Origin of the sequence: Pseudomonas anguilliseptica (assembly GCF_900105355.1) — a bacterium.
Lineage (GTDB): Bacteria > Pseudomonadota > Gammaproteobacteria > Pseudomonadales > Pseudomonadaceae > Aquipseudomonas > Aquipseudomonas anguilliseptica.
The window spans coordinates 1,942,169-1,967,764 of sequence record NZ_FNSC01000001.1 but is presented as its reverse complement, the minus strand read 5'-3'; the positions used below and the strand labels follow the sequence as shown (position 1 = coordinate 1,967,764).

18 protein-coding genes and 1 pseudogene are annotated in these 25,596 nt (G+C 60.8%); all 19 read left to right on the top strand.

Translation table 11 applies throughout. The annotated features are described in order from the left end of the window. Positions 1–9 precede the first annotated feature (9 nt). The 19 genes and pseudogenes from BLW24_RS09450 to BLW24_RS09360 all read left to right on the top strand — a co-directional run bounded on the left by BLW24_RS09450 (position 10) and on the right by BLW24_RS09360 (position 25,565). Positions 10–1,569 (top strand): PAAR domain-containing protein, encoded by a 1,560-nt coding sequence (locus tag BLW24_RS09450; protein ID WP_090379612.1) that lies wholly within the window; start codon positions 10–12, stop codon positions 1,567–1,569. Then, complete coding sequence (locus tag BLW24_RS09445) at positions 1,562–1,948, top strand: hypothetical protein (protein ID WP_090379609.1); 387 nt, start codon at positions 1,562–1,564, stop codon at positions 1,946–1,948. The genes BLW24_RS09450 and BLW24_RS09445 overlap by 8 nt, the downstream gene beginning before the upstream one ends. A gap of 26 nt (positions 1,949–1,974) precedes the next feature. Further along, positions 1,975–3,765, top strand: coding sequence for a type VI secretion system baseplate subunit TssF (gene tssF / locus BLW24_RS09440; protein WP_090379606.1), 1,791 nt, complete (start codon positions 1,975–1,977; stop codon positions 3,763–3,765). Next, positions 3,729–4,736: a type VI secretion system baseplate subunit TssG gene (gene tssG / locus BLW24_RS09435; protein ID WP_090379603.1), complete on the top strand. Its 1,008-nt coding sequence runs from the start codon at positions 3,729–3,731 to the stop codon at positions 4,734–4,736. The genes tssF and tssG overlap by 37 nt, the downstream gene beginning before the upstream one ends. A 6-nt stretch (positions 4,737–4,742) precedes the next feature. Next, a complete protein-coding gene (gene tssH, locus BLW24_RS09430) occupies positions 4,743–7,364 on the top strand; it encodes a type VI secretion system ATPase TssH (protein ID WP_167360349.1) in 2,622 nt (873 codons plus the stop codon). A 10-nt stretch (positions 7,365–7,374) separates the two neighbouring features. Next, positions 7,375–8,886 (top strand): sigma-54 interaction domain-containing protein, encoded by a 1,512-nt coding sequence (locus BLW24_RS09425; RefSeq protein WP_090387680.1) that lies wholly within the window; start codon positions 7,375–7,377, stop codon positions 8,884–8,886. 103 nt (positions 8,887–8,989) lie between these two features. Continuing rightward, a pseudogene (locus BLW24_RS26970) lies at positions 8,990–9,448 on the top strand (putative adhesin); the annotation flags it as partial. Between the two features lie 168 nt (positions 9,449–9,616). Next, positions 9,617–11,683: a type VI secretion system Vgr family protein gene (locus tag BLW24_RS09420; protein ID WP_090387678.1), complete on the top strand. Its 2,067-nt coding sequence runs from the start codon at positions 9,617–9,619 to the stop codon at positions 11,681–11,683. After that, positions 11,680–12,591 carry a DUF4123 domain-containing protein gene (locus BLW24_RS09415; protein ID WP_090379600.1) on the top strand — a complete coding sequence of 304 codons (912 nt, stop codon included), beginning with the start codon at positions 11,680–11,682 and terminating at the stop codon, positions 12,589–12,591. Before BLW24_RS09420 ends, BLW24_RS09415 begins: the two co-directional genes overlap by 4 nt. A gap of 307 nt (positions 12,592–12,898) precedes the next feature. Then, the gene (locus tag BLW24_RS25570) at positions 12,899–13,810 is read left to right on the top strand and encodes a hypothetical protein (RefSeq protein ID WP_139272656.1); all 912 of its coding nucleotides are present in this window, start codon (positions 12,899–12,901) and stop codon (positions 13,808–13,810) included. Beyond that, complete coding sequence (locus BLW24_RS09400; RefSeq protein WP_090379592.1) at positions 13,770–15,899, top strand: lipase family protein; 2,130 nt, start codon at positions 13,770–13,772, stop codon at positions 15,897–15,899. Before BLW24_RS25570 ends, BLW24_RS09400 begins: the two co-directional genes overlap by 41 nt. A gap of 335 nt (positions 15,900–16,234) precedes the next feature. After that, entirely contained in the window at positions 16,235–16,369 is a 135-nt protein-coding gene (locus BLW24_RS09395) for a type VI secretion protein (RefSeq protein ID WP_090379589.1), read from the top strand. Positions 16,370–16,388: 19 nt separating this feature from the next. Then, entirely contained in the window at positions 16,389–17,585 is a 1,197-nt protein-coding gene (gene tagH / locus BLW24_RS09390) for a type VI secretion system-associated FHA domain protein TagH (protein ID WP_090379586.1), read from the top strand. A gap of 5 nt (positions 17,586–17,590) precedes the next feature. Continuing rightward, complete coding sequence (gene tssJ, locus BLW24_RS09385; RefSeq protein WP_090379584.1) at positions 17,591–18,073, top strand: type VI secretion system lipoprotein TssJ; 483 nt, start codon at positions 17,591–17,593, stop codon at positions 18,071–18,073. 3 nt (positions 18,074–18,076) lie between these two features. After that, positions 18,077–19,408, top strand: coding sequence for a type VI secretion system baseplate subunit TssK (gene tssK, locus BLW24_RS09380; RefSeq protein WP_090379580.1), 1,332 nt, complete (start codon positions 18,077–18,079; stop codon positions 19,406–19,408). A 2-nt stretch (positions 19,409–19,410) separates the two neighbouring features. Next, positions 19,411–20,292, top strand: coding sequence for a type IVB secretion system protein IcmH/DotU (icmH, locus tag BLW24_RS09375; protein ID WP_090379577.1), 882 nt, complete (start codon positions 19,411–19,413; stop codon positions 20,290–20,292). After that, positions 20,289–23,828, top strand: a complete 3,540-nt coding sequence (gene tssM, locus BLW24_RS09370) for a type VI secretion system membrane subunit TssM (protein ID WP_090379574.1) — start codon at positions 20,289–20,291, stop codon at positions 23,826–23,828. Before icmH ends, tssM begins: the two co-directional genes overlap by 4 nt. Then, a complete protein-coding gene (locus BLW24_RS09365) occupies positions 23,828–24,556 on the top strand; it encodes a PP2C family protein-serine/threonine phosphatase (RefSeq protein WP_090379571.1) in 729 nt (242 codons plus the stop codon). The genes tssM and BLW24_RS09365 overlap by 1 nt, the downstream gene beginning before the upstream one ends. A 10-nt stretch (positions 24,557–24,566) precedes the next feature. Beyond that, on the top strand, positions 24,567–25,565 hold the full coding sequence (locus tag BLW24_RS09360) for a serine/threonine-protein kinase (RefSeq protein ID WP_208600159.1): 999 nt from the start codon (positions 24,567–24,569) through the stop codon (positions 25,563–25,565). Positions 25,566–25,596 lie beyond the last annotated feature (31 nt).

Below are 25,596 nucleotides of genomic sequence, written 5' to 3'. Positions count from 1 at the left end.
GGAGAGCCCATGTCCGGTAAACCCGCAGCCCGCGCCAGCGACCCTACTGCCTGCCCAATTCCCGGCCACGGCACCAATCCGATTGTCGCCGGCTCCCCCGACGTGCTGTTCGACAACCTGCCCGCTGCGCGCATGGGCGACCCGACCGGCTGCGGCAGCACCCTGGCCAGCGCGGTCATCCCCACCGTGCTGATCAACGGCAAACCGGCCACCGTGCTCGGCACCGTGGGCAACCATGGCAATCCGGTGATCGCGGGTTCGGGGACGGTGCTGATCGGTACCAGTGGCGGCGGCGCTGCCGTCAGCCCCGTTGCAGCCCTGACGATGGCAGCGATTGCTGCGCCGAAAGCCGCATCCGGCGGTGGCGGTGGCGGTGGCGGTGGCGGTGGCGGTGGCGGTGGCGGTGGCGGTACATCCTCCACTGCCGCGGCGAGCACAACCCCGGTAGCTGCCGCGACTGCCAGCCAGGCGAATAACGCCAAGCAGGAGGCCATTGAGCTGGACTACCGCCTCAAGCTCAAGTCGGGCGGCAACCATTTGCTGACCCCACTGGAAATCCCGGACTACGACGAACTCGCTGGCGCGACGACGAAGAACCAGGAAAGCATTGATTTCCTCGTCGACAACCGCAAGCAAGCGGCGGACAGCCTGACCTTGGAAGTCTTCGACGGCAGCACACTTCTCTATTCCGAGTCGGATACCTCTGCATTGCTACCTGCAGGCAAACATCCGTGGCAGTGGGACGGCTACGACATGGCCGGGGTACTGGATACCCAAGTGCTGAAGAGCCCGAACCTCTGCATCCGCCTGACCGCTCATAAAGGCGGTCAGCGCCAGATCGCCGAGCTGCGCCTGGACAACTCGGCGGAAGAAATCCGCTGGGTCGACGCCCGCATCGACCGCAACGCCAAGACAGTCGAGATCACCGTTCGGCCGAGTTTTTCCGATGGCGGCGTGTCGGGCAAGGACGCCAAGCTGACGGCGAAAACCTTTACCCAACTCAAGGCCATGGCCAAGGCCGGTATCGAACGCTACTGGTCGCGTAATGGCAGTCGTGCGCCAGGTATAGGCGCAGCAATCCAAACAGCCAAGGGCGCCTACAAAGTGACAGTGGTGGCGGACGTGAACGCCGAGCCAAGCGCCAAGAACTTTCCCTTGATCGAGGCGCTCGATGCCGACTTCTGCCGCTCCACCAGCTTTGCCATCTTCAAGAAGATCTATCACAACCAGGGTTTCTGGAGCGCCGCGAGATACCCGGCGGATTTCGCCGACGGCGATTTTGAGCACACTGCCGCCCATGAAGTGGGTCATCTAATCCTTAACAAATACGGCGACCGCGGGCTGGTCCCGAAATATTCCTGGAGCCACAAGAAAACCTCCACAGTGCTGACCCAATCCCCGCTGGAAAACCACCCAGTGCCGGGCAGCGGGGAAATTGATGTGATGCACTACCACTCCGACTACCCCAGCGGCCCATCTGGATACCAAAATTTCTGGAGCCGCTCCGTTGCCTCGGAACAAGACGTCAAGGGCTTGCTGTGGCTAACGCGGGTGCAGTTCCATGACTAAGCCATTTGCTCTGCTCTGCTTGCTCGTTCTCGGAGGTTGCACCGCGCAATCGAAAACGGTGTTTATTGCCGACTTCGAGAACGCCTGCGCCTACCCGGTAAGCATCACCACCCACGAATACTCCAATGCCAAAGAACCTTTCGTACAGGACCAACTCCTGGCGCCGGGTGAAGTCACCGAAGTGCTGTCCTATATCTCCTTCGACGACGAGTTGCAGAACAGTTTCCCGGACACCTATCGCCTCAATATCGCCGCGAATGGCCGCTCCCACTCGCTGGACAAGCCACGTTTCCTAGCCCTGCTCGAACGCTCGCACCACGAGCGCAGAGGCAACGCTATATACAACTGGAGAATCAGCGACACGACTCTGTGTCCATGATCAACGCCCACGGATGAGCACCTTGAATGTCTTTTAACCACTACTACCAGAGCGAACTCACCGCCCTGCGCCAACTCGGCAAGCGGTTTGCCGAGCGCAGCCCGGCATTGGCGCCGTTTCTTGGGCAGAGCGGGCGCGACCCGGATGTCGAGCGACTGCTGGAAGGTTTCGCCTTTCTCACTGGGCGGTTGCGGCAGAAGCTTGATGACGAACTGCCGGAGCTGACCCACTCGCTGATGCACCTGCTGTGGCCGAACTATATGCGTCCGCTGCCAGCGTTCAGCATGTTGCAGTTCGACCCGCTCAAACGCCCCGGCGGTGCCTTGCTGGTGCCTCGCCATACGCCGGTAGAATCCAAGCCGATCCAGGGCGTGACCTGCCGTTTCCGCACTGCCTTTGCCACCGAAGTGCTGCCGCTGGCGCTCAATGGCCTGGATTACTCGGTCAAGGGCGATGGTGCGATGCTCAGCCTGCTCCTGGGCATGACTGCAGACGGCCACCTTGGCGAGCTCAACCTCAAGCAGTTGCGCCTACACCTGGCTGGCGAACGCTATATCAGCCAGCTGTTGTTCCTCAGCCTGTTGCGCCATCTCGGCGGCGTGCAGCTGGTGCTGCTCGATGCAGCTGGCAAGCCGCTGCAGGACACCTTAGGCCGGCCGTTGGATCCCCTGGGCCTACCCAGCAGCAATGTCCAACCTGTCGGTTTTGCCGAAGATCAAGCGCTGATCCCCTACCCGCTGAATACCTTCCGCGGTTACCGCTACCTGCAGGAATACTTCGCCTTCCAGGACAAGTTCCTGTTTGTCGACCTGCTCGGCATCGATGCACTCAAGCGCGTCCCAGAAGACGTGCTCAAACAGGCGCGTGGCATCGAACTGCGTTTCGATATCCACAAAGCCGGCGTGCAACGTATCCGCCCGACCCTGGATAACGTGCGGCTGTATTGCACGCCGGTGGTCAACCTGTTCGCCCATGACGCTATCCCGATTCGCCTCGACGGCAAGCAGGATCAATACCTGCTGCTGCCCTCGGAGCTCGATTCCGAGCATTGCGGGGTGTTCTCGGTGGATCGCGTCACCGGCTGGAAGCCTGGCGGCAAGGGTTACGAAGAGTACGTGCCGTTCGAATCCTTCGAGCACGACGCCAGCTTCGACGTGCCCCTGGCGCGCCCGCACTACAGCGTGCGCCAGCAACCGTCGCTGCTTGGCGACGGCCTGGAAACCTACCTGAGCTTTGGCCTACGCAACCTCGATCAGCATGAAACGCTATCCATCGAGCTGACCTGCACCAACCAGAACCTGCCGCGTCAGCTGGGCCTCGGTGATATCTGCATGCCCTGCGAGGACACCCCGGAGTTTCTCACCTTCCGCAATATCAGCGCAGTCACGCCGAGCTATGCACCGCCGTTGCATCGCGACTTTCTGTGGAAACTGATCAGCAACATGTCGCTGAACTACCTGTCGCTGGCCAACGTCGAGGCACTCAAGGTAATTCTCGAAACCTACGACCTGCCGCGCTACTACGACCAGCACGCGGAGAAGGTCAGCAAGCGCCTGCTCGACGGCCTGAAAAGCATCAGCCACCAGCACGTCGACCGACTGCATCGCGGCCTGCCGGTGCGCGGTGTACGTACGCAATTGACGATCAACCCCGAGGGTTATGTGGGTGAGGGTGACCTGTTTCTCTTCGCCACCGTACTCAATGAATTTTTCGCCCTGTATGCCAGCTTGAACTCGTACCACGAGCTGCGCGTACAGAGCACACAGGGAGAGGTGTACCAATGGACGCCGCGCATGGGGCTACAGCCCCTGCTCTAAACCGGCTTAGCCGGGGCATCCGCGAGTACAGCCTGTTCCAGGGTGTGCAGCTGGTGCTGGAACGCTTGCACGCCGCTCATCCTGAACTGGATGAAGAGGCGCTGTATCAGCGACTGGAACTGCAGGCCAACCCGAGCATGGGGTTCCCCGGTAGCGATATTGATCGCGTGCAGTTCTTTGAAGAGCACGGCGAGCTGCGCGCGCGCCTGCGCATCAACTTGGTCAGCCTGTTTGGTGCCGGCTCACCACTGCCAGCGTTCTACGGTGAGCAAGCGCTGGGTGACAGTGAAGATGGCAACCCGACCCGCGACTTCCTCGACCTGTTCAACAACCGCCTGCAGCGTCTGCTACTGCCAACCTGGCAGAAATACCGCTACCACACCCGCTTTCAAAGCGGCGCGGTCGACGCGTTCTCCGCACACCTGTTTGCCCTGATCGGCTTAGGCGGGGAAACCATTCGCCAGGCCAAGGAGCTGAACTGGAAGCGCCTGCTGCCTTATCTGGGCCTGCTCAGTCTGCGTGCCCACTCGGCGGCGCTGATCGAGTCGGTGCTGCGTTACTACTTCAAGCATGCCGACCTGCATATCGAGCAGTGCCTGGAGCGTCAGGTGGAAATCCTCGGTGAGCAGCGCAACCGCCTCGGCCAGGCCAACAGCCAGCTGGGTGAAAGCCTGGTGCTCGGCGAGTTCGTGCGTGACCGCGGCGGCAAGTTCCGCATCCATGTACGCCAGCTGAACTGGGATCGCCTCCATGAATTTCTGCCCATCGGCAGCGGCTACCAACCGCTCTGCGCGCTGGTGCGCTTCACCCTGCGCGACCCGCTGGATTACGACATCCGCCTGGAACTGCGCCAGGACGAAATACGCGAATTGCGCCTCGGCGCGGACACCCCCTGCCTGCTGGGCTGGACCACTTGGCTGGGGCGTGACAACGCCGACGGCGTGGTCACCCTCGGCAGCAAAGCTCATTAAGGATTGATGAAGATGATCAACGTCGATTTACAGCAACTGGTTCAAGCCCTCGACGCGGCCAGCAAACATGACCTGGAATGCGCCGCCGAGCGCTGCGTGGTTCGCGGCGGCAGCAAGATTCTCGTCGAAGATCTGCTGCTCGGCCTGCTTGAGCGCCCGGAAGGCTTGCTGCCCCGCGCACTGCAGGATGCCGAAGTGGACGCCGGCGAGCTGGCCCGCGCCCTACAACCGCGTGGCGAACACAGTGAATCGCGCAACCCGATATTTGCCACCGAACTGGTGCAATGGCTGCAGGATGCTCTGTTAGTCGCCAGCCTGGAGCTCGGCCAGAGCCAGGTTGATGAAGCCGCGCTAATCCTCGCCCTGCTGCGCAACCCAATGCGCTATGCCGGCAGCCATTACCAACCATTGCTGGCCAAGCTGAATGCCGAACGCCTGCGCGAATTCGCCCTGGCCCAGCAGCCGCAAACCACCGCTGGCAAGCCAGCAGCCAGTGGTGAGTCGAACCTCTCGCGCTTCACCCACAACTTTACCCAGCAGGCCCGTGACGGCAAGCTCGACCCGGTGCTGTGCCGCGATGGCGCGATCCGCCAGATGATCGACATCCTCGCCCGCCGCCGTAAAAGCAACCCGATCGTGGTCGGCGAAGCCGGTGTCGGCAAGACCGCCATCGTCGAAGGCCTGGCCCTGCGCATCGCCGCTGGTGAGGTACCCGCCGCGCTCAAGGGTGTCGAACTGCTGTGCCTGGACCTCGGCCTGCTGCAAGCCGGCGCCAGTGTCAAAGGTGAGTTCGAACGCCGCCTGCAAGGCGTAATCGATGAGGTCAAAGGCTCGCCCAAGCCGATCATCCTGTTTATCGATGAAGCCCACACCCTGATCGGTGCCGGCGGCCAGGCCGGCAGCGGCGACGCAGCCAACCTGCTCAAGCCCGCCCTGGCGCGTGGCGAGCTGCGCACCATCGCCGCCACCACCTGGAGCGAATACAAGAAGTACTTCGAGAAGGACCCGGCCCTGGCCCGGCGCTTCCAGCCCGTGCAACTGCACGAACCAACAGTCGAAGAGGCCGTGACCATTCTGCGCGGCCTGGCGCCAGTGTATGAGAAGAGCCACGGCATCTACCTGCGTGATGACGCCGTGGTCGCCGCCGCCGAACTGTCGGCGCGCTACCTGGCTGGCCGTCAGCTGCCGGACAAAGCCGTCGATGTCCTCGACACCGCCTGCGCCCGCGTGCGCATCAGCCTGGCCGCTGCACCGGAGGCACTGGAGCGTCTGCGCGGTGAAATTGCCGAAGGCGAACGGCAGAGCGAAGCCATGGGCCGCGACAAACAAGCCGGTTTGCAGATCGACAGCGAAATCCTCGAACAGCTCGAAGCGCGCCTGAGCCAGGCCCGCGCTGAACTTGAGCAGATCGAAACCCGCTGGTCGGTGCAGCGCGAACTGGCCGAACGTCTGCTGGAGTTGCGCAAGCAGTGCGCCAGCCTGCGCCAGAACCCGAGCGAAGCCGAAGCCAAACCGGAAGACAGCGACGGCCAGGCCGTGCCGCTGGAGCAATTGGAAGACGAACTGCGCGCCGTGCAAGCCGAGCTGGCCAGTGCTCAGGTGAATGAGCGCCTGGTCAGTTTCGAAGTCTGCCCACGCCTGGTGGCCGAAGTGATCAGCCACTGGACCGGCGTGCCGCTGAGCCAGCTGGCCCGCGAGCACAACAACAAAGTGCTGACCTTCGCCCGCGACCTCGGCCTGCGCGTGCGCGGCCAGGAGCAAGCCATCGCCGCCCTGGACCGTTCGATGCGTGCCACCGCCGCTGGCCTCAATCGCGCCGATGCACCGGTCGGCGTGTTTCTGCTGGTCGGCCCCAGCGGCGTCGGCAAGACCGAAACCGCCCTGGCCCTGGCGGATCTGCTGTACGGCGGCGAGCGCTTCCTTACCACCATCAACATGTCCGAATTCCAGGAGAAGCACACCGTCTCCCGCCTGATCGGCGCACCACCCGGCTACGTCGGCTACGGCGAAGGCGGCATGCTCACCGAAGCCGTGCGGCAGAAGCCCTACTCGGTGGTGCTGCTCGATGAAGTGGAAAAAGCCGATCCGGACGTGATGAACGTCTTCTATCAGATCTTTGACAAGGGCGTGGCCAACGACGGCGAAGGCCGCGAGATCAACTTCCGCAACACGCTGATCCTGATGACCAGCAACCTGGCCAGCGAGCGGATCGCCAGCCTCTGCCAGGGCGGCCAGCGCCCGGATGCGGAAGACCTTGAGCAAGCGATTCGCCCGCCCCTGACCCAGCACTTCAAGCCGGCACTGCTCGGCCGTATGCGCGTGGTGCCGTACTACCCGATCAATGGCGAGGTGCTCAACGAACTGGTCGGTCTCAAGCTGGAGCGCTTCGCTGAGCGCCTGCAACGTCGCCAATTGCAGTTCAGCTACGCCCCTGCCCTGCTGGAGAATCTGGCCGAACGCTGCAGCCACAGCGACAGCGGCGCACGCCTGATCGATCACCTGATTGACCAACACCTGCAACCGCTGGTGGTCGACCGCCTGCTCGACGCCATGGCCAGCGGCGAAAACCTGCAACGTGTGCACGCCACCCTGGACGGCGAAGGATCGGTGGCCTGTGAGTTCGCTTAACGTGTCGCTGATGTTCAGTCAGGTGCCGCAGCCGCTGCGCTATGCAGAAGCGCTGTTGCAACGTTTCGCCACGCTGGCGCGTGCGTCCACTAGCGATGCCCTGCTCGGCGGCCTGGTGGAAAGTGCCGCGCAGCTGTCCGGCAGCGAACTGAGCCAGCTGTACCTGCTCGACGATACCCACACGCGCCTGACGCTGTCCGCCGAATGGCAGGACGGCCTGTTGCAACCGCGTGCGGATGCCAGCCTGTCCAGCGACTACGACGGCGAACATCTGCTGCAGTACTGCCTGTGCCAGAACCAGACGCTGAGCCTCAATGAGCTGGACCGCAACCTGCACCAGACCGGCTTCCTGCCCGAGGCGCAACAGCCTTGGCGCAGCTTGCTGTGCCAACCGCTGCTGGATGAGCAGAAAGGCGTCACCGGCCTGTTGCTGATTGCCAGCCAGCGCTCGCGGGAGCTGCAAGGCTTTGCCGACTCGCTTGGCCAGCTGGGCAGTTTTGTCGTCGCCCAACTGCACCTGCTGCAACGCCTGCGCGCTCCGAGCGACGACCAGCCGGTTGCCGTGGTCAGTACGCCCTGCGCCAGCGGCTATGGCCTGATTGGCGACAGCCCGGCGATGCGCAGCGTCTACCAGCTGATCAGCAAAGTGCTGCACAACCCAGTCAGCGTATTGCTGGCGGGTGAAACCGGCACCGGTAAAGAGCTGGTAGCCCGCGCCATTCACGATTGCGGCTTCCGCCGCAGCAAAGCCTTTGTGGTGCAGAACTGCGCCTCGCTGCCGGAAAACCTGCTGGAAAGTGAACTGTTCGGCTACCGCAAAGGCGCGTTCAGCGGCGCCGACCGCGACCATCAAGGCCTGTTCGATGCGGCCAATGGCGGCACCCTGTTCCTCGATGAAATCGGTGATATGCCGCTGAGCCTGCAAGCCAAGCTGCTGCGCGTCTTGCAGGAAGGTGAAGTGCGCCCGCTCGGCTCAACCAGCACGCACAAAGTCGATGTACGCATCGTCTCGGCCACTCACCACAACCTGCGCAGCCTGGTCGAAGAAGGTCGTTTCCGCGAAGACCTGTACTACCGCTTGGCGCAGTTCCCTATCGAGCTGCCGGCCCTGCGCGAACGTGAGCAAGACATTCTCACCCTGGCCCGGCACTTTGCCGACAAGGCCAGCGCCTTCCTGCAGCGCAACCCTTGCCGATGGGCCGACCGCACCCTGGAACAACTGGCCAGCTACGCCTTCCCCGGTAACGTGCGTGAACTCAAAGGCATGGTCGAACGCGCGGTGCTGTTGTGTGAAGGCGGCGAGCTACTGCCCGAGTACTTCAACCTGCGCCAGGACAGCAGCCCGGATGACAGTGGTATGAACCTGCGCGAACGCATGGAGCGCGTCGAACGCAGCCTGCTGCTCGACTGCCTACGCAAAAACCGTGGCAACCAGACCAGCGCCGCCTGCGAACTGGGCCTGCCGCGCCGCACCCTGCTGTACCGCATGCAGCGGCTGAGTATCAGCCCGGCTGACGTGTAAGGCTTAAGGAGAAGAGCATGTTCAACGCCGCCAATCAGAGTTACGTCAATCCCGTCAGCGCTGTGCTTGTCCAGCCGCAACGTGGTCATGTAGGAGTCTTCGCGTGAAACCTACTCCAGCGAACGCAACCGCTCTCGGCGAACATTTCTATCTGTTCCAGAAGTCCTCTGGGCAGCCAAGCAAGAAACTGATCATCACCAGCCATGGCGCTTATATGCCTGGCATGCACTTGAACGTGCCCGCCAACACCTCGCTGGTGTTTTATGGCCCGGACGGTAAAACCCTGCAAGACCCCCGCCTGGGCAAGGTGATGCGCGGTGAAATCGCGCCGCACGAACAGAAAGGACCGGGGGAATCCACGCGTAACTATTTGGTTTCCAAGTACAGCTACGACCAGTACTCGAGCATTGCCTACGGTGCCAAGCTCGAAGGCGTTGACATCCTCACCGTGCGCAACCGCAAAACCCCGACCCTGTTGTTGCAGAACAGCACCATCGCGCTGAGCGATGTATTCAGCGAGTTGAGCAAACACGGCCTGCAGTACGACGAAATCCACTGTGTGTTTTGCCGCAATTTTCTCTTTCACCCCAAGCCCGCAACCCATATTGCTCCGGCCGCGACGACCCAGCCACCGGCTGAGGCTGTTACAGCCAATGCCAGAAGCAGCGCGGTATCGGCCTCCGCAGTCGTTCGCGCCTTGACCGGCAACGCCGCCAACCTTGCCACAAGCCTGGCGCCAAACCGCTTTACCCTGGCCATCGACGGTCTCGGTCACGATCTGCAAGTGCTTGAATTTAAAGGCCGCGAGGCCATCAGCCAACCCTTTGCATTCGAGCTCGAGCTGATCAGTGAACGCCCTGACCTTGATCTGGAAAGCCTGCTACATCAGCCAGCCTTTTTAGAATTCACAGCCGATGGCGGTGGCATTCATGGCCTGGTTTATCGCGTTGCCCAAGGTGACTCCGGCCATCGTCTGACTCGCTATCACATCACCCTGCGCCCGCAACTGGCGTACCTGGCACACCGCATCAACCAGCGCATCTTTCAGCACCTGACGGTAGAAAAGATCATCAGCCAGGTGCTCGAGGAACATGGCATCCAAAGCAACGCCTATAAGTTCGAGTTCGGCCAGACCGTCTACCCAGAACGCGAATACTGCGTGCAGTACGACGAGTCCGACCTGCACTTTATCCAGCGCCTGTGCGAGGAAGAAGGCATTCATTACCACTTCCAGCACAGCGAGCAAGGCCATGTGCTGGTCTTCGGTGATGACCAAACCGTCTTCCCCAAACTCGCGCCAACGGCCTACCAGCAGGACACAGGCCTGGTGGCTGATGAGCCGGTGGTCAAGCGCTTCGCCTTACGCCTGGAAACCCGCACCAGCCGCGTAACCCGCCGCGACTACGACTTCGAAAAACCCAAGCTGTTGATGGAAGCTGCTTTTACCAGTGAGTTCAGCCCCGACCTGGAAGACTACGATTACCCCGGCCGCTTTGTTGAGCGTGAACGTGGCAAACACCTGGCCAAGCGCAACCTCGAACGTCATCGCAGCGATTACGAATTAGCCCAGGGTGAAAGCGACCAACCGCTGCTGCTCAGCGGCCACTATCTCAACCTCAGCGACCACCCGCGTAGCGACTGGAACCAGCTCTGGCTGCTGACGGAAATCCACCACGAGGGCAAACAGCCGCAGGTGCTGGAAGAGTCCGTCACCAGCGACACCCAAGCCAGTGACGGCTTCCAACAGGGCTACCGCAACCGCTTCAGTGCCACCCCCTGGGACGTGCTGCACCGCCCCGCACTTAAGCATGCAAAACCCAAAGTCTTGGGCAGCCAGACGGTCGTAGTCACGGGGCCCGCCGGTGAAGAAATCCACTGCGACCAATACGGTCGGGTCAAAGTGCAATTTCACTGGGACCGCGAAGGCCAAGCCAACGACACCACCAGTTGCTGGTTGCGCGTCAGCTCCAGCTGGGCTGGCGACCGCTATGGTGCTATCGCTATTCCGCGTATCGGTATGGAAGTGCTGGTGACCTTCCTCGAGGGTGATCCCGATCAGCCCCTTGTCACCGGCTGCCTGTATCACGCCGCACATGTGGTGCCCTACGAACTGCCCGCCAACAAAACCCGCAGCCTGTTCAAAACCCTGAGCAGCCCCGGCGGTGGCGGTTATAACGAACTGCGCATCGAAGACAAAAAAGGTGCCGAGCAGATCTACCTGCATGCACAGCGCGACTGGGACGAGAACATCGAGCACGACCAGAAAATCCGCGTGGGTAACGAGCGCCACGATACGGTCGAAGCCAATAGCTACAGCGAATTCCAGGCCGAAGAACACCGCACCACCCACGCCGACCGCAAAGTGGAAACCCGCAGCAACGACCACCTCACCGTCGGGCAAAAACAGCATGTGAAAGTCGGCACCGGCCAATTCGTCGAAGCCGGTAACGAAATCCACTACTACGCCGGCAGCAAAGTGGTAATCGACGCCGGCATGGAACTAACCGCCAGCGGCGGCGGCAGCTTCCTCAAACTCGACCCCAGCGGCGTCACCCTCAGCGGCGCAACCATCAAGATCAACTCCGGCGGCGCACCGGGCGTAGGCACTGGGATCGGCATTGTGCTGCCGATTATTCCGGGGGCGGCGGATGCGGATAAGGCAGGAGAGAAGCCTCAGCTCGCCCTGGCCAACGTCCAACTGCAAATGGCCCGCAAAGCACGTCAGATTGGCGCAAGTCGCTGCCCGATTTGTGAAGCCTGCCGGGATGGCATCTGTGACACAGGACTCCGCGCATGATCGAAGTCGCTCAAAGCTGGATCGCTGACCAGCTTGCCCAACAACGCGAACTGCTGTTGATCGTCGACCGTCTCGCCGAACCAGACCCAATCAAGGCCCTGTTCAGCGCGGACCTGATGCAGGACTACGTCAACCTCTACCAAGGCACCGAGTTCGCCGATATGGCGGATGTCGGCCCCTGGCTCGTTCGGCTGCACAATCCTGATACCGCATTTGTACAAACGCTGCTCAATACACCTGAGAGCGACTGGGGCTGGCTGGCCAGCGCAGACCACATTGATCTAGTCGCCCTTGCCCAGCACTGGCGCGAACGCCTGTTGCTCGATGAGCAAGCGCAACGCGCGCTCTACCGTTTCCAGGACAACCGCGTAATCGCCCGCCATCTTGCCGAGCTCAGCGACGCTCAACGTCCCTTGCTGCTGGGGCCATTAAACAGCGCTCTATGCTGGGACGGCCAAGCTTGGCAGACCTTCAATAACCAGCACCCGGCTCTGTACTCAGCTCCATTCGACAAGCCCTGGCAGGAGCTTGCAGAGCCTGAGGCCGTCACCCAGGAAATTCTGCGGCATAACCTGGAGCAGTGGTTGTGGCAGAACCACAGCACTGCAACCGCTCAGCTAGCCGAGACACAGCCTGTGAACAGCTGGCTGGACGCACAACTTGAGCAAGCCCAAAGATGGCAGTGGCAGTCGTTGGAACGCATTCAGTTTCTTCTTCAGTATCAACTTGAACCTGCACTTATCGATCATTCCGCATGGGCCGCCTTAGATGGCGAAACCCCAGACGTGCACTTCGCACGTACTAGCCGAGAGTTGGCTGCCTGCAAAATTCTACACAACGGAAATGTTGTGCAGCCAAGCGCCAATCAATATAAAAATTCAGAAGGGGAATTAGTGTGTGCACTGTAATACGCACTGGATTCTTAGTGGCAACGTTACTTTGTCTGACGGCTTGCGGAACTTTTATCGGAAGGTCCGAAAACACCGCCATAGAAAGTAATTACTACAAAGGAACACAAGGCAATCTTATGTTGCCAGGTCTGAATAACAATAACAAAGAAGCCAATGGCGCAACTGTATTCTGCTGGATGACGGTGGTATGTCCAGTAATCACATTAGCTTCACTGCCAATCGACATTTCGATCGATACCTTGCTAGTCCCTTTTGACGCTTTTAATTAGAACTTATGTTTTCCCGACTGCACGGCGTGAGAGATATGACTCAATTAGTGAAAAGGCAACTGATTAAAACCTTGCTACTTACAAGCGCACTTGTCGGTAGCAGCGCATGCAGCTCACTAAACTTGGCAGTACCGGGGTTTGAGCACTTTACTTTGGTGGGTGAATTACCCGCTGATTTTTCTTCAAAAATCACCGCCACCTACAACCCCACTCAACGCGAAGGCTGTACGCGCACCTTCTATAGCTATGGGCTTGGCAAAGAAGTTACTGAACTCAATCAGCACTTCGCGATCTTCGAAACTGAGCGCAACCCGCAACCCCAACAGATCAAGCAACAAATACCGCTGAGCTACAAACTGGTAGGTTGCACATTGCAACTGGCTTCGGTCGATTTCAAGGTAGTGGGACACTACGGCCCTGATCCGGTATTCGACAAGTTCCCTTCCGGCGGCGGTCTGAAGATCTACGACAAGCGCCCGGAGCAAGCACCGCGCTTTCCGGCAAACGGTACCCTGGAAGTTCGTGGACTCTGTACCTGGTTCTTTCAAATCAGCGACGCGCTGGCACGCAAAGGAGGCATTGCGAAGCTTCTTTACTGCTACGGGGCCGATGAACAGTGGCAAGTTACGGATGATCGCTTCAAGCGGCAGGGCGTAGGCACCGCACTGGACCGGGACGAACTTTCCGGCAAGACCGTCAATATGCGCTTCCGTCTTTCCCCAGAAGAACAGCCTGCCATGCATAGTTATTGGCTAAAAACACCTGCCGGCTGGAAGCCCTGCCTTAACAACTGGGGAAGAATTACTGAAGAAGCATGTACACCCCCCCCCAGTTTAAAACCTTCAAAAGGAATGGGCAGACCTGCACGGTCTACCCGAACTGCACCGAGTGACAGGGATAAACACCATGAGTGCAAGCAATACTTTGCAATGCCCGTTAGCGGGTAATTGGCTGAGCTTTCGTCTAGTGGACGAACATGGCAAGGGAGAGCCCTATGCAGGCCTGGCCTACGAGTTGACCGACAACCAAGGCCTACATCATTCCGGCACGCTGGATGCAGAAGGCTATGCACGCATCGATAACATCTACGCCGGCCCTGCTTTGCTGAGTTTCACAGCCCCATATGTGGATGCTGATCCTTGGTATAAAGACCTCATGGAGCGCCGAGGTTTCCCACTCCCCTTGACCGCCTTACAGGTAGCTGCCGAAAAGTCGCCTAGAGGCCCTAGGGATGCGAGTGGTAAGACCTTTGAAGCCAAGCAGCGCGTCCAACAAGAAAAAGCCACCTTCTACCGGATAGAGGTCAGCAGCCTGGTAACAGTTACCAGCCACCTACCTGTGCCGGACGCCACCTTGGCTCCAAAACCTGCGGATAATCTTGCAACCTGTGTGCAGCAAAAAGCCCCCGCGGCCACAGGGGTTGCCCTGCTTACTGGCCAGCACCATGTGCTGGAGGTCAAAGCCCTGCGCGCTTATCGGCCGCTGCTTTCCCTCAGCAAAGAATTCAATACGCTGGATGCCTACCAGTTTGCCCTGATGGCCACGCAATCCTATGCCCCGTTCAATCTGCCTTTTGAAGAAGACCCGAAGGGCGAAGCAAAGCCACCCTATTCAGTTCCCGGCACCCTCGGCCATGTACTGGACACCACGCTGGCGCACTGCGCGGAACCCGATACCTTTGGCGGCGCAACCCCCTATCACCTGCTGACCGAGGAAGTGCCCTACTCAAAACGGCTGGAAATTGTGCCCTATGATGATGAGCACTTTGCCGGTTTGAATGAGGAGCGCAGAACACCGCAAGCCGTGCACTTTCTGCATCAGCCTGCAAATATCCTGCGCGGCACACTTGGTGAGGCCCAGGCCTTTATTACCCATGATGATCGGATGATATTGATCGTTGCCCGTGGCACTCAGGAAATTGCCGACTGGGTACGCGACGTGAATGCCACTCAAGTGCCTAATGAGGCGGGTGAGGGCCAAGCCCATCATGGTTTCCATGAGTCCTTTAAAGCTGTGCGCGATTTTGTAGTGCCCTATCTGGACGCTTTCCGCAGGAACAATCAGAAAATAGTGGTTTGCGGCCATAGCCTGGGAGGGGCCATCGCTTTGTTGATGGCCGAATGGCTAAGAAATAATTTGTCCGAAGACGTGCTGCTCTACACCTATGGCTCTCCACGCGCCGGCGACGAGGGCTTTGTAAAAGGCGCTAGCGCGCTGACCCACCACCGCATCGTCAACCATAACGACCTGATCCCCACCGTGCCAGCACCCTGGATGGATACCAAAGGGACCTTGCTATGGCCGGGCGCTGCCGCCTTGATCGGCGGGTCCACCGGCGTGGGGGCGCTGCTGTTCCTCGCTGGCGTATACAACTTTAGCGGCGACAACTATCAGCATCATGGCCAGCAATGGCACTTTATGCCGCTGCCGCAAGCCGATGGGCCGGCAACTTCTGTGCTCTGGAAGCCTGGTTGCGCGGGTATCGAGCAAGCCACTTGCGCCCGCTACAACTACCAGGCCCTGAAAGGTGATATGCCCGAACGCAGTAGCCTGTCCGTCCTGGATCATACGATGCTCGGTGGCTATATCCCGGCGTGCCACGCCACCTTGCTGCGCTGGCAGGAAAGCCTCAAGCGCGGTGGTAGCACTCTAACCAACCGAGAACAAGAGTGGCTCGCCGAGGAGATCCAGATATACGGCAAAAAATTACGCCAGTGGAAGAACGTCACTTGGTCGCAATACAAAAATGACCCACGTCATCGTTCTATCCCAACCTGGGATCTGCGCCGTAACTACCAGGAAGCCAAAGCCGCAATCGAAGAAGACGTAACAGTCGAAATCGACAAGCTGAGTATGACGCTCCAGCGCCTGGAACTGTTGGCACGGCAGCCAATCACGTCCAGCGCAGTATATGGCCAGGCTGATAGCCACCCCGAGTTCGAGAAGTCGGTCGCACGCTGGCAAGCGCATAACGAAAACAGAAAGCCGCCCCAGCTGGCCCGTATACCGGGGCCAAGTACCCGCCAATACGCATGACTCTAGTTGCTTTCAATATTGACCCTCTGATCCATCCCAGGGGCGCAAGCATTTGCCCCGCCTTAATCAGGCAGGGAGAGCGAGTTGCAAATGGCAAACAACACACGGTCTGTGGTGGTGAGTCGATGCCCCGCAAATACACAAGGAACATCAGTGAAGGCCAACACAACCCCTGCGGGTACAGCTCCCACTTTCAAGCAGTCATCCGCCGATTCCTTGAACCAGGTCAACCTTGCAAGGCCAAACCTTGCGTTCCAATGCCGGCCCCTGTGCATCACTTCGCCACTATAACGGTGACTGCCGTTGCCACTCACGTTTTCAAGGAGGAAATCCGCATGCACTTACCCCGCCACACCCTCGCCCTGCTCGCCCTGGCTCTATGCCTCTCCGCCTGCAGCGGCAATTACAAGTTCAGCGACGACGAATACCGCCCCCTGGGCGAACCGCAAGCAGTGAAACGCGGCAACTGACCGCAAGGAGTTAACAACCATGGAACTGGTCTTCGATGTGGTCAGTGCACAGCAGTTCGTGCCAGGTCTATTGACCACCAAAACCTTCAAGCAGGCCGGCGGCATTATTGGTCGGGCGGAGGAATGCGACTGGGTGATTCCCGATCGCAAGCGTGTGCTGTCCAGCCGGCATGCCGAGGTGAGCTATCGCAATGGCTCCTTCTATCTGACCGATACCAGCAGCAACGGTATTCAGCTGAAAGACACGGGCGCCAGTCTGCGCAAGGGTGAGGCCCAGCGTATCGAACATGGCAGCGTGTATTGCTTTGGTGATTTCGAGCTGCGGGCGCGGCTGATTCAGGACCCGGCCATATTCGCCGGCGATATCGGCCGTGCGCAGCCGGCCGGCAGCATCATTCCGGATGACGCCTTTCTTGATCTTGACCCGATGACCGCGCTTGATCAGCAGGAGCGTGTGTACGCCCAAGCCGATGACCTGACGGCCGTGCTGCAGCCGCACAACGTGCATGCGCAGCAACGCGACTACGCGCAGATCGATGAAGAGAACCTGCTGGTACCGGAGCTGGTTGCACCGCCAGTAATCACGCCGCCCAAGCCCGCGCCGGAACCGGTGCGCCTGCCTTTGAGCTTCTGGGAAAAATTCGGCGAAGCACTCGGGGTCAAACTGGATGACCTTGACGATGACGCCCGCGAAGCGCTGGCGCTGAATGCCGCCAAGCTGCTCAAGCAGAGCGTCGGCAGCCTGCAACAGAGCCTGCGCACCCGTAGCGAACTGAAAAACGAGCTGCGCCTGGCCCTGACCACGGTGCAGAGCGCTGGCAACAACCCACTCAAACACACCGCCGACAGCAGTGAAGCGCTGAGCGCGCTGTTGCGTGGCGGCAAGGCTGGGCAACTCAGTGCCGAGCAGACCATCAGCCGCAGCTTCCGTGACCTGCAGGCGCATCAGGTGGCGCTGCTGGCGGCCAGCCGCGCGGCCGTCAAAGGCATGTTCGAGCAGCTGTCGCCTGAGCAACTGAGCCTGCGTTTCGAGCGTGAAGGGCGCAAGCCACTGATCGCCACTGCGGGCAGCCGTTGGCGCGCTTACCGGCGCCTGCACAGCGCGCTGGAGCAGAACGACGACTGGAGCGACCGTCTGTTCGCCCGCGACTTTGCCCGCACCTATGAAGAGCAGGTTCGCCTGATCGCCACCCTCAACAACGACGTTCAAGGATGATTTCCATGTACCGCTTGCTCCCCCTGGCCCTGTTGGCCGCCCTGCTCAGCCTGACAGGCTGCGCCGCACTGTCGCCCTATTCGGACATGACCAAACTCGACCTGACCCTGAACGGTCGGGACGAACTCAATCCGGACCTCAATGGCCGCCCTTCACCGATCGTCCTGCGACTGGTCGAGCTGAAGCACCCTGTGTCGTTTGAAACAGCCGATTTCTTTTCGCTGTACCAGCGCCCGAAAGAAGCCCTGTCGCCGGACATGGTGGTGCTCGAAGAGCTGGAGCTGCGTCCTGGTGAGCAGCGCAAACTGAAACTCTCGGTACAGCCTGGCAGCCGCTATGTCGGTGTATTGGCCGCTTACCGCGACCTGCCAGAAAGCAACTGGCGCACAGTGATTGTGTTGCAGGAAAAAGAGCACAACTACAGCGTGCTGACGCTGGATGCCAAAGGCATTCAAGCCCCGGATAAAGCCGACAAGGACGAGGACTAAGCCATGGCCATGCATAAAGTGGTCTGGCAGGAAGGCATGTTGCTGCGCCCGCAGCACTTCCAGCAGAACGACCGTTACTACGATTACCAGCTGAAAACCCGCACGCAGAAGCTCGACAGCTACGCCTGGGGCTTTTTCGAGCTGGAGATCGACCGCCAGTTCCTCAACATGGGCAAGCTGGTCGTAAGCAAGGCCAGCGGCATCCTGCCCGATGGCACCTTGTTCGATATCGGTGCTGAGCGCGAGCCACTGGCTCTCGACGTGCCGCCGAATACCGGTAACACCCCGGTCTACCTGGCCCTGCCATTGGTCACCGGCAACCATATCGAGAGCCGCCGCCCGGAACAGCAGGACGTACTGGCACGTTTCACCGCATTCGATGAAGAAGTGGCCGATTCCAACGCCGGCGACAGCGCGTCGAGTCAGGTCAGCTGCGGCCGCCCGGATTTCCGCCTGCTGCTGGGTGAACACCAGAGCGACCAGGCCTACGTCAAACTGCAACTGTGCGATGTGCTCGACACCACCCCGGACGGGGTGATCAGCATTGACCCAGAGTTCATCCCGACCTACGTCAACCTCCAGGCATCCGGCTACCTGCTCAGCTGCCTGAAAGAAGTGATCAGCATGCTCGCGCACCGTGGCGACATCCTCGCCGAACGGATTCGCGCCACCGGCAAGGTCGGCGGTGCGGAAGTCGGCGACTTTATGATGCTGCAACTGATCAACCGCTTCGAGCCGGTGCTGCGTCATTACCTGGGCATCGAACAGGTGCACCCGGAGCAGATCTACCGCGAGTTGCTCGGCCTGCTCGGCGAGCTGGCGACCTTCTCCAGCGAGATCAAACGCCCGCGCCTGGAAGGCCGTTACCTGCACAGCGATCAGGGCACCAGCTTCCGCAAGTTGATGGATGCAATCCGTCAGGTGCTGTCGATGGTACTGGAGCAGCACGCTATCGAAATGCTCCTGCAACAGCGTCAGTACGGCATTCAAGTGTCGCCGCTGCACGACCACAAGTTGCTCGCCACCTCCACCTTCGTCCTCGCGGCCAGCGCCCAATGCGACTCGGAAGAGCTGCGTAACCGCCTGCCGGCGCACCTCAAGGTCGGCCCAGTGGAGCAGATCCGCCAACTGGTCAACCTGCACCTGCCGGGGATCAAGGTCAAACCGATGCCCGTGGCGCCACGGCAGATCCCCTTCCATTCGGGCAAAACCTACTTCGCCCTGGAACTGGGCTCCGAAGACCTGGCGCAACTGGAACGCTCCGGCGGCTTCGCTTTCCACGTGTCCGGCGAGTTCTCCGGGCTTGAGATGAAATTCTGGGCGATCAGGAACTGACGATGACTACCAAGGAAATGGAATACGGCCAGGACGACAAAACCGTCATCCTCAACCGTAAAGGTGATGCCCCAGCGCACAGCCCGCTGACCGATTTTGCCGCACCGCCGAAGTTCGAACAGCTGGAAGAGCGGATGATCTACGCCGCACGTCTGCGCCCGGCCGAGAGCTTCAATATCAGCCTCAATCCGCTGGTGGCTGCCGCCGCCAACCTGCTCTCGGAAGTCGTGCGGCTCAAGCACAGCTTCGACAGTGAAGACATGCACGCGCTCAACCAACGTCTGTCCAGCGCCATCAAGCTGTTCGAGCACCGCGCCCTGCATGAGGGTGCGGAAAGCAGCCAGGTGATGGCCGCCCGTTACGTGCTCTGCACCGTGGTCGATGAAGCCGTGGTGACCACGCCGTGGGGCAATGAGAGCACGTGGTCGCAGATGAGCCTGCTGTCGAGCTTCCACAACGAAACCTTCGGTGGTGAGAAGTTCTTCCAGCTGCTCGAGCGCCTGTCGCGCAACCCGGTCAAGCACCTGCCGATGCTTGAGCTGATGTATCTGTGTCTGTCGCTCGGTTTCGAGGGCAAATACCGCGTTCTGCCACGCGGCATGCTCGAACTGGAAGCGGTGCGCGACAGCCTCTATCGGCAGATCCGCCAGATGCGCGGTGACGTGCCGCGCGAAGTCTCGCCGCACTGGCAGGGCCTGAAAGACACCCGCCGACGCCTGGTGCGCATCGTGCCGTGGTGGCTGGTGGCACTGTTCACAGTGGTTTGCCTGGTAGTGATGTATGGCGGTTTTGCCTGGGTACTGGGCGAGCAGCGCGAAACAATTTTGCAGCCATACGAGCAACTTGACCCGTCCGCGGGTGTATTCATGGATGAGACGAAATGAAGAGTTTCTTCGGCAAGTTAGCCGCTTTTTTCCGCAAGACCTGGGTCTGGAGCCTGTGCCTGGTACTGGTGCTGGCGTTGCTGGTGTGGTTCGTCGGCCCGCTGCTGGCGGTCAGTGATTACAAGTTCTGGGAATCGGCCACCAGCCGCTTGCTGAGCATCAGCCTGCTGTTCCTGATCTGGGGCCTGGCCATGGTGTTCGCCAGCTGGAAGGCCACCGCCCGCAAGAAGGCCGAAGAAGATGACGCCGACGCCCAAGAGCGCCTGCGCCGTGAAGGCCTGATCAATGAAGAACAGATGGAGTTGCGCCATCGCTTCAAGCAGGCGCTGCATACCCTGAAACGCTCCAGCCTGTACCGTGGCCGCAGCGAAAAATGGCGCAGTGAATTGCCCTGGTACATGCTGCTCGGCCCACAAGGCAGTGGTAAAACCAGCCTGCTGGACTTCTCCGGCCTGGACTTCCCACTCAACCGTGGTGACCAGCAACGCATGACCAAGGACGTATCCGGCACGCGCTACGCCGACTGGTACTTTGCCGACCACGCCGTGTTGATCGACACCGCCGGGCGCTACCTGACCCAGCCTGACCCGGCCATCGACGGCCGCGCCTGGGAAACCCTGCTCGGCCTGCTGCGCAAACGCCGCGCGCGCCCGCTCAATGGTGTGCTGGTGAATATCCCCGTCGAGTACCTGCAAGGCGGTAGCGAAGTCGAACTGGAAAACCTCGCGCGTCAGACCCGTCAGCGTTTGCAGGATATTCATCAGCGCCTTGGCGCCAACGTACCGGTGTACCTGGTGCTGAGTAAAGCCGACAAGGTGCTGGGCTTCGATGAGTTCTTCGACCAGCTGTCACGTGAAGAAAGCGATCAGGTGCTCGGCGCCAGCTTCCGCAAGGAGCAGAACGCCACCGACGTACAAGTGATCCGCCAGGAGTTCGAAGAGCTGCTGCGCCGCCTCAACAGCCAGGTGATCCTGCGCATGCACCAGGAGCGCGACACCCAGCGCCGTGGCCGCATCCTCGACTTCCCGCACCAACTCGGCCTGCTGGGCGAGCGTCTGTGCCTGTTCAGCGAGCTGGCGTTCAGCGGCAACCGCTATCAGCGCGCCAGCCAGTTGCGTGGTTTCTACCTGACCAGCGCACCGGAACTGAATGACCAACTCGATGCAAGCACCAGCAGTATTGGTCGCAACCTCGGCTTGGCCAGCAGCGCCCTGCCGACCTTCCGCAGCGGCCGCGCACGCTTTATCAATCATGTGCTCAACCGCGTGATCTTCCCCGAGGCCGACCTGGCCGGGCTGGATCAAAAAGAAGTCCGTCGTATCGACTGGGGCCAGCGCGCCATGTACGCCACGGCCCTGGTCGTGCTCGGTGTGTTTGGTGTGGTCTGGGCCAATGGTTTTTCCGGCAACCACGGCCGCCTGGAACAACTGCGCGATCTGGCTCAGCAACTGATTCAGCAGCACGAAGGCCTGAGTGCGCAAGACGATGCATTACGCACTCTCAAGGCGCTGGATCACAGCTACGCCGCCACTCAGGTGTTCCCACCGGTGGACCAAGCCTCCTACCTGCAACGCGGTGGTTTGTATCAGGGTGAAAAAACCGACCCGACCGTTCAACGGGCTTATCGTGGCGAGTTGGAAAACCTGCTGCTAAGCCGTGTTGGCCGTCAGCTGGAAGCCCAGGTTCGCGCCAACCTCAATGACCGTGAGCGCCTGCTCAACAGCCTGCGCGCTTACCTCATGCTCAACCTCGAAGAGCGCCGCGACAAAGCCTTCCTGCAAGAGTGGCTGGCAGCCGATTGGTCGCTGCGTTATGCCGGCAACAGCGTCGGTCAGCGTGGCCTCAACGAGCACTTCGACCGCCTGCTGTCCGAGTCGTTTACGCCCTACTCGCTCAACGCGCCACTGGTCGCCGAAGCGCGCAAGATCCTGCGCAGCGAATCGCTGGCCAATGTGGTGTATCGCATGCTCCGCGACCAGGCCCGCAGCCTGCCGGAGTACCGTCTGAGCCAGAGGCTCGGTCCACAAGCCGGGGTATTTGTCGGCAGCGACTACGCCATTCCAGGCTTCTATACCCAGGCTGGCTACCAGAAAACCTTTACCGCCAAGGGTGCCGACCTGGTACGCGAACTGCTGCGCGATAACTGGGTACTGGGCGACAGCGACACCCTCAGCAGCAGCGACCTCAGCCGCCTGTTGGTGGAGATGGAACAGCTGTACTTCCGCGATTACGCCAACTACTGGGGTGAGGCCATCGCGCAGCTGTCGCTGGACCCGATCGGCAGCGCCAATCAGGGCGCTATACAACTGTCCAGCCTCACGGCAGCCAATTCGCCGCTGCTGCAGCTGTTGGTCGAAGTACGTGACAACACCCGTTTCAAAGGCATGGCCGAAGCGGCGGATGATGCTGGCGCGGCAGCCGACGCCCTGAAAGGCGCCAAGGGCAAGCTGGGCAAAGTTGCCAAGCTCGCCGGTGCTGCCGCCGAACAGGCGCAAGCGGCACTGGTGAAAAACCTGCCGGATACCGCACGTAAAACCCTGGAGCGCCGCTTCGAACCGCTGCACCGCCTGCTTGATGAAAATGGCGGTGCCGGGGCTGAGCTGGCGGCCAGCATGCAAGCGCTGGATGCCCTGCAACTGCAACTGGCCAGCCTGGCCCACGCCAGCGCACCGGAGCAGGCTGCGTTCGAGCTGGCCAAGGCGCGCATGGGCGGCCAGCGTGATGCGATCAACCAGGTACGCAGCAGTGCCGCGCGGCTGCCGCAACCGGTTGGTAATTGGCTCGGCCTGCTCGCCGAAGACAGCTGGATGCTGGTGCTCAACGACGCCTACCACTACCTCAACCAACGCTATAAGAGCGAGCTCTATGCCGCTTACGATGGCTCGTTGAAGCAGCGTTATCCGTTCAGCGCGCACAGCGAAAGCGATGTGGCGATTGCCGACTTCCGCGAGTTCTTCAAGGCTCAGGGTATTGCCGAGCGCTTCTTCGACAGCTATCTCAAGCCCTTCGTCAGTGGCACCGCCGGCCAGTATCAACTGCGCCGCATGGATGGCCGTGGCCTACCGCTGTCGCGCGAGCTCCTGTTGCAGATGAGCCATGCGCAAACTATCCGCCGCAGCTTCTTTGCCGAGAATCCCAACGAGCCAAAAGTCCTGTTCAAGCTCGAACCCTACTCGCTGGATTCCAGCCTGGGCCGCGCCGATTTCCGTTTCGGCAACCAGCAGATGGAATACCGCCACGGACCTATCGTGCAAACCGCCTTCAGCTGGCCGACCGAGGCCAATGAAGGCCGCACCAGCCTGGTTGTGGAAGAGCTCGGTGGACGCAAGGTGGGGATCGAGAAAAACACCGGCCCCTGGTCGCTGTTCCGTCTGCTCGACCTGATGAGCGTGGACTACCACAGTGGTCGTGACGTGCTGATGCTCAAGGCCGACCTGGGCGGCTTGCGTACCAACTACCTGTTGCACAGCCAGCGCTCGCCGAACCCGTTTGACCTCGACCAGCTGCGCAGCTTCAAACTGCCGGCCACGCTCTGATGCAGGAGGTTGCCAACCTCTGGCGCAGCGCTGCGCGTACCGACACCGGCAAGGTGCGGGCGCGCAACGAGGATGCCTTTCTGGCCCTGCCAGAGCAGGGCCTGTGGGTGGTTGCCGACGGTATGGGCGGACACCAGAACGGTGCCCTGGCCAGCCGCTTGATTGTCGAGCAGTTGGCCGAGCCAAGCGCAGGCGATTTGCCGCAGCGTCTGGATGAACTGCGCAAGCGCCTGCATTCACTGAACCGGCGCCTCGGCCAGGAGCTGACGGTCACCGCCGCCCATCCCGACCCGGTGATCGGCAGCACGGTGGTGGCGCTGCTGATCGAAGGCGACCGTGCCGCCTGCGTATGGGCCGGCGACAGCCGCTGCTATCTGTGGCGCGGCAGTCGGCTGTATCAGCTCAGCCGCGATCACTCGCTGCTGCAGCAACTGATCGATGAACAGCAACTGAGCCCCAGTGAAGCGGCTCGGCACCCGGCAGCGCACGCGCTGACCCGCGCCATCGGTGCCAGTGACGAGCTGAAGCTGGAGATCCTCGAACTGGATGTGCTGCCTGGCGATGCCTTTCTGCTGTGCAGCGATGGCCTGTACCAGGGCCTGTCGGCCGATGCTTTGGGCGCAGCGCTGAACCTGCCGTCACCGCAGCTGACGCTGAATCGTTTGTTCCAGCAGGCCCTCGACGGCCCCGCGCGGGACAACCTGAGTGCGGTGGTGATTCGCCGATGAGGGCTCATGGATGAGTGAACAGTTGCTCGATGAACTGCAGCTGGCCAGCAGCCCGGCCAGCGACCTGACCTACTTCGCCCTGGCTGCGACTGCCGCCAAACCGGCTACGCAAGCCCCGCGTGAAGTACTCAGCGAACTGCCGGAAGTGCTCGGCGGCCGCTACAAGATCGAGCGCCTGCTCGGCGTCGGCGGCATGGGTGCGGTGTATCGCGCCCGTGATCTGCTGCGCGAACAGTTCGGTGACCCCGAGCCGTATGTGGCGTTGAAAACCCTCAGCGATGACTTCGCCGAATACCCGGACGCCAACTCGCTGCTGTATAGCGAGTTCGCCCTCACCGCACGGATCAATCACCCGCATGTAGTGCGCCTGTTCGGCTTCGAGGTGGATGTGCCAAGCCAGCGCGCCTTCCTCACTCTGGAGCTGCTCAAGGGCCTGACCCTCGACCAGCTACTTAGCGAACGCCCCGAAGGCCTGCCCTGGAGCGAACTGCAGGAAATCGCCATCGCTCTGCTCGATGCCCTGAGCTATTCGCACAGCCTCGGCGTGCTGCATGGCGACCTGAAGCCCAGCAATGTGATGCTCGCCGAAGACGGCCTGCGCCTGTTCGATTATGGTCTCGGCCAGCCCGTGGAAGGTCTGCTGCCTGGCCTGCCGCGCCTGTGCCGCAACCGCTTCACCGCCTGGACGCCGCGCTACGCCGCCCTGGAATTGCTCGACGGTGCGCCGCTGACCGCCGCTGCCGATGTCTATGCCGTGGCGTGCGTACTGTATGAACTGGCCAGTGGACGCCATCCGTTCAGCCGGCAAAGCGCCAAACAGGCAAAGGTCATGGAGCTGGATAAGCAGCTGCAGCGTCCAGAGCAGTTACCAACGCATTGCTGGCCCGCTGTGCGTACCGCGCTGGCGTTCGATGAAGCGCAGCGCAATATCAGTTGCGCACAGTTGCTCGAAGTATTTCGCCAACCCACGCCCAGCGGGTGGCGGCGCTGGCTGTGGCGCAACTCGTAGGTTGGCGCTGAGGCACGAAGCCCAACGGCAC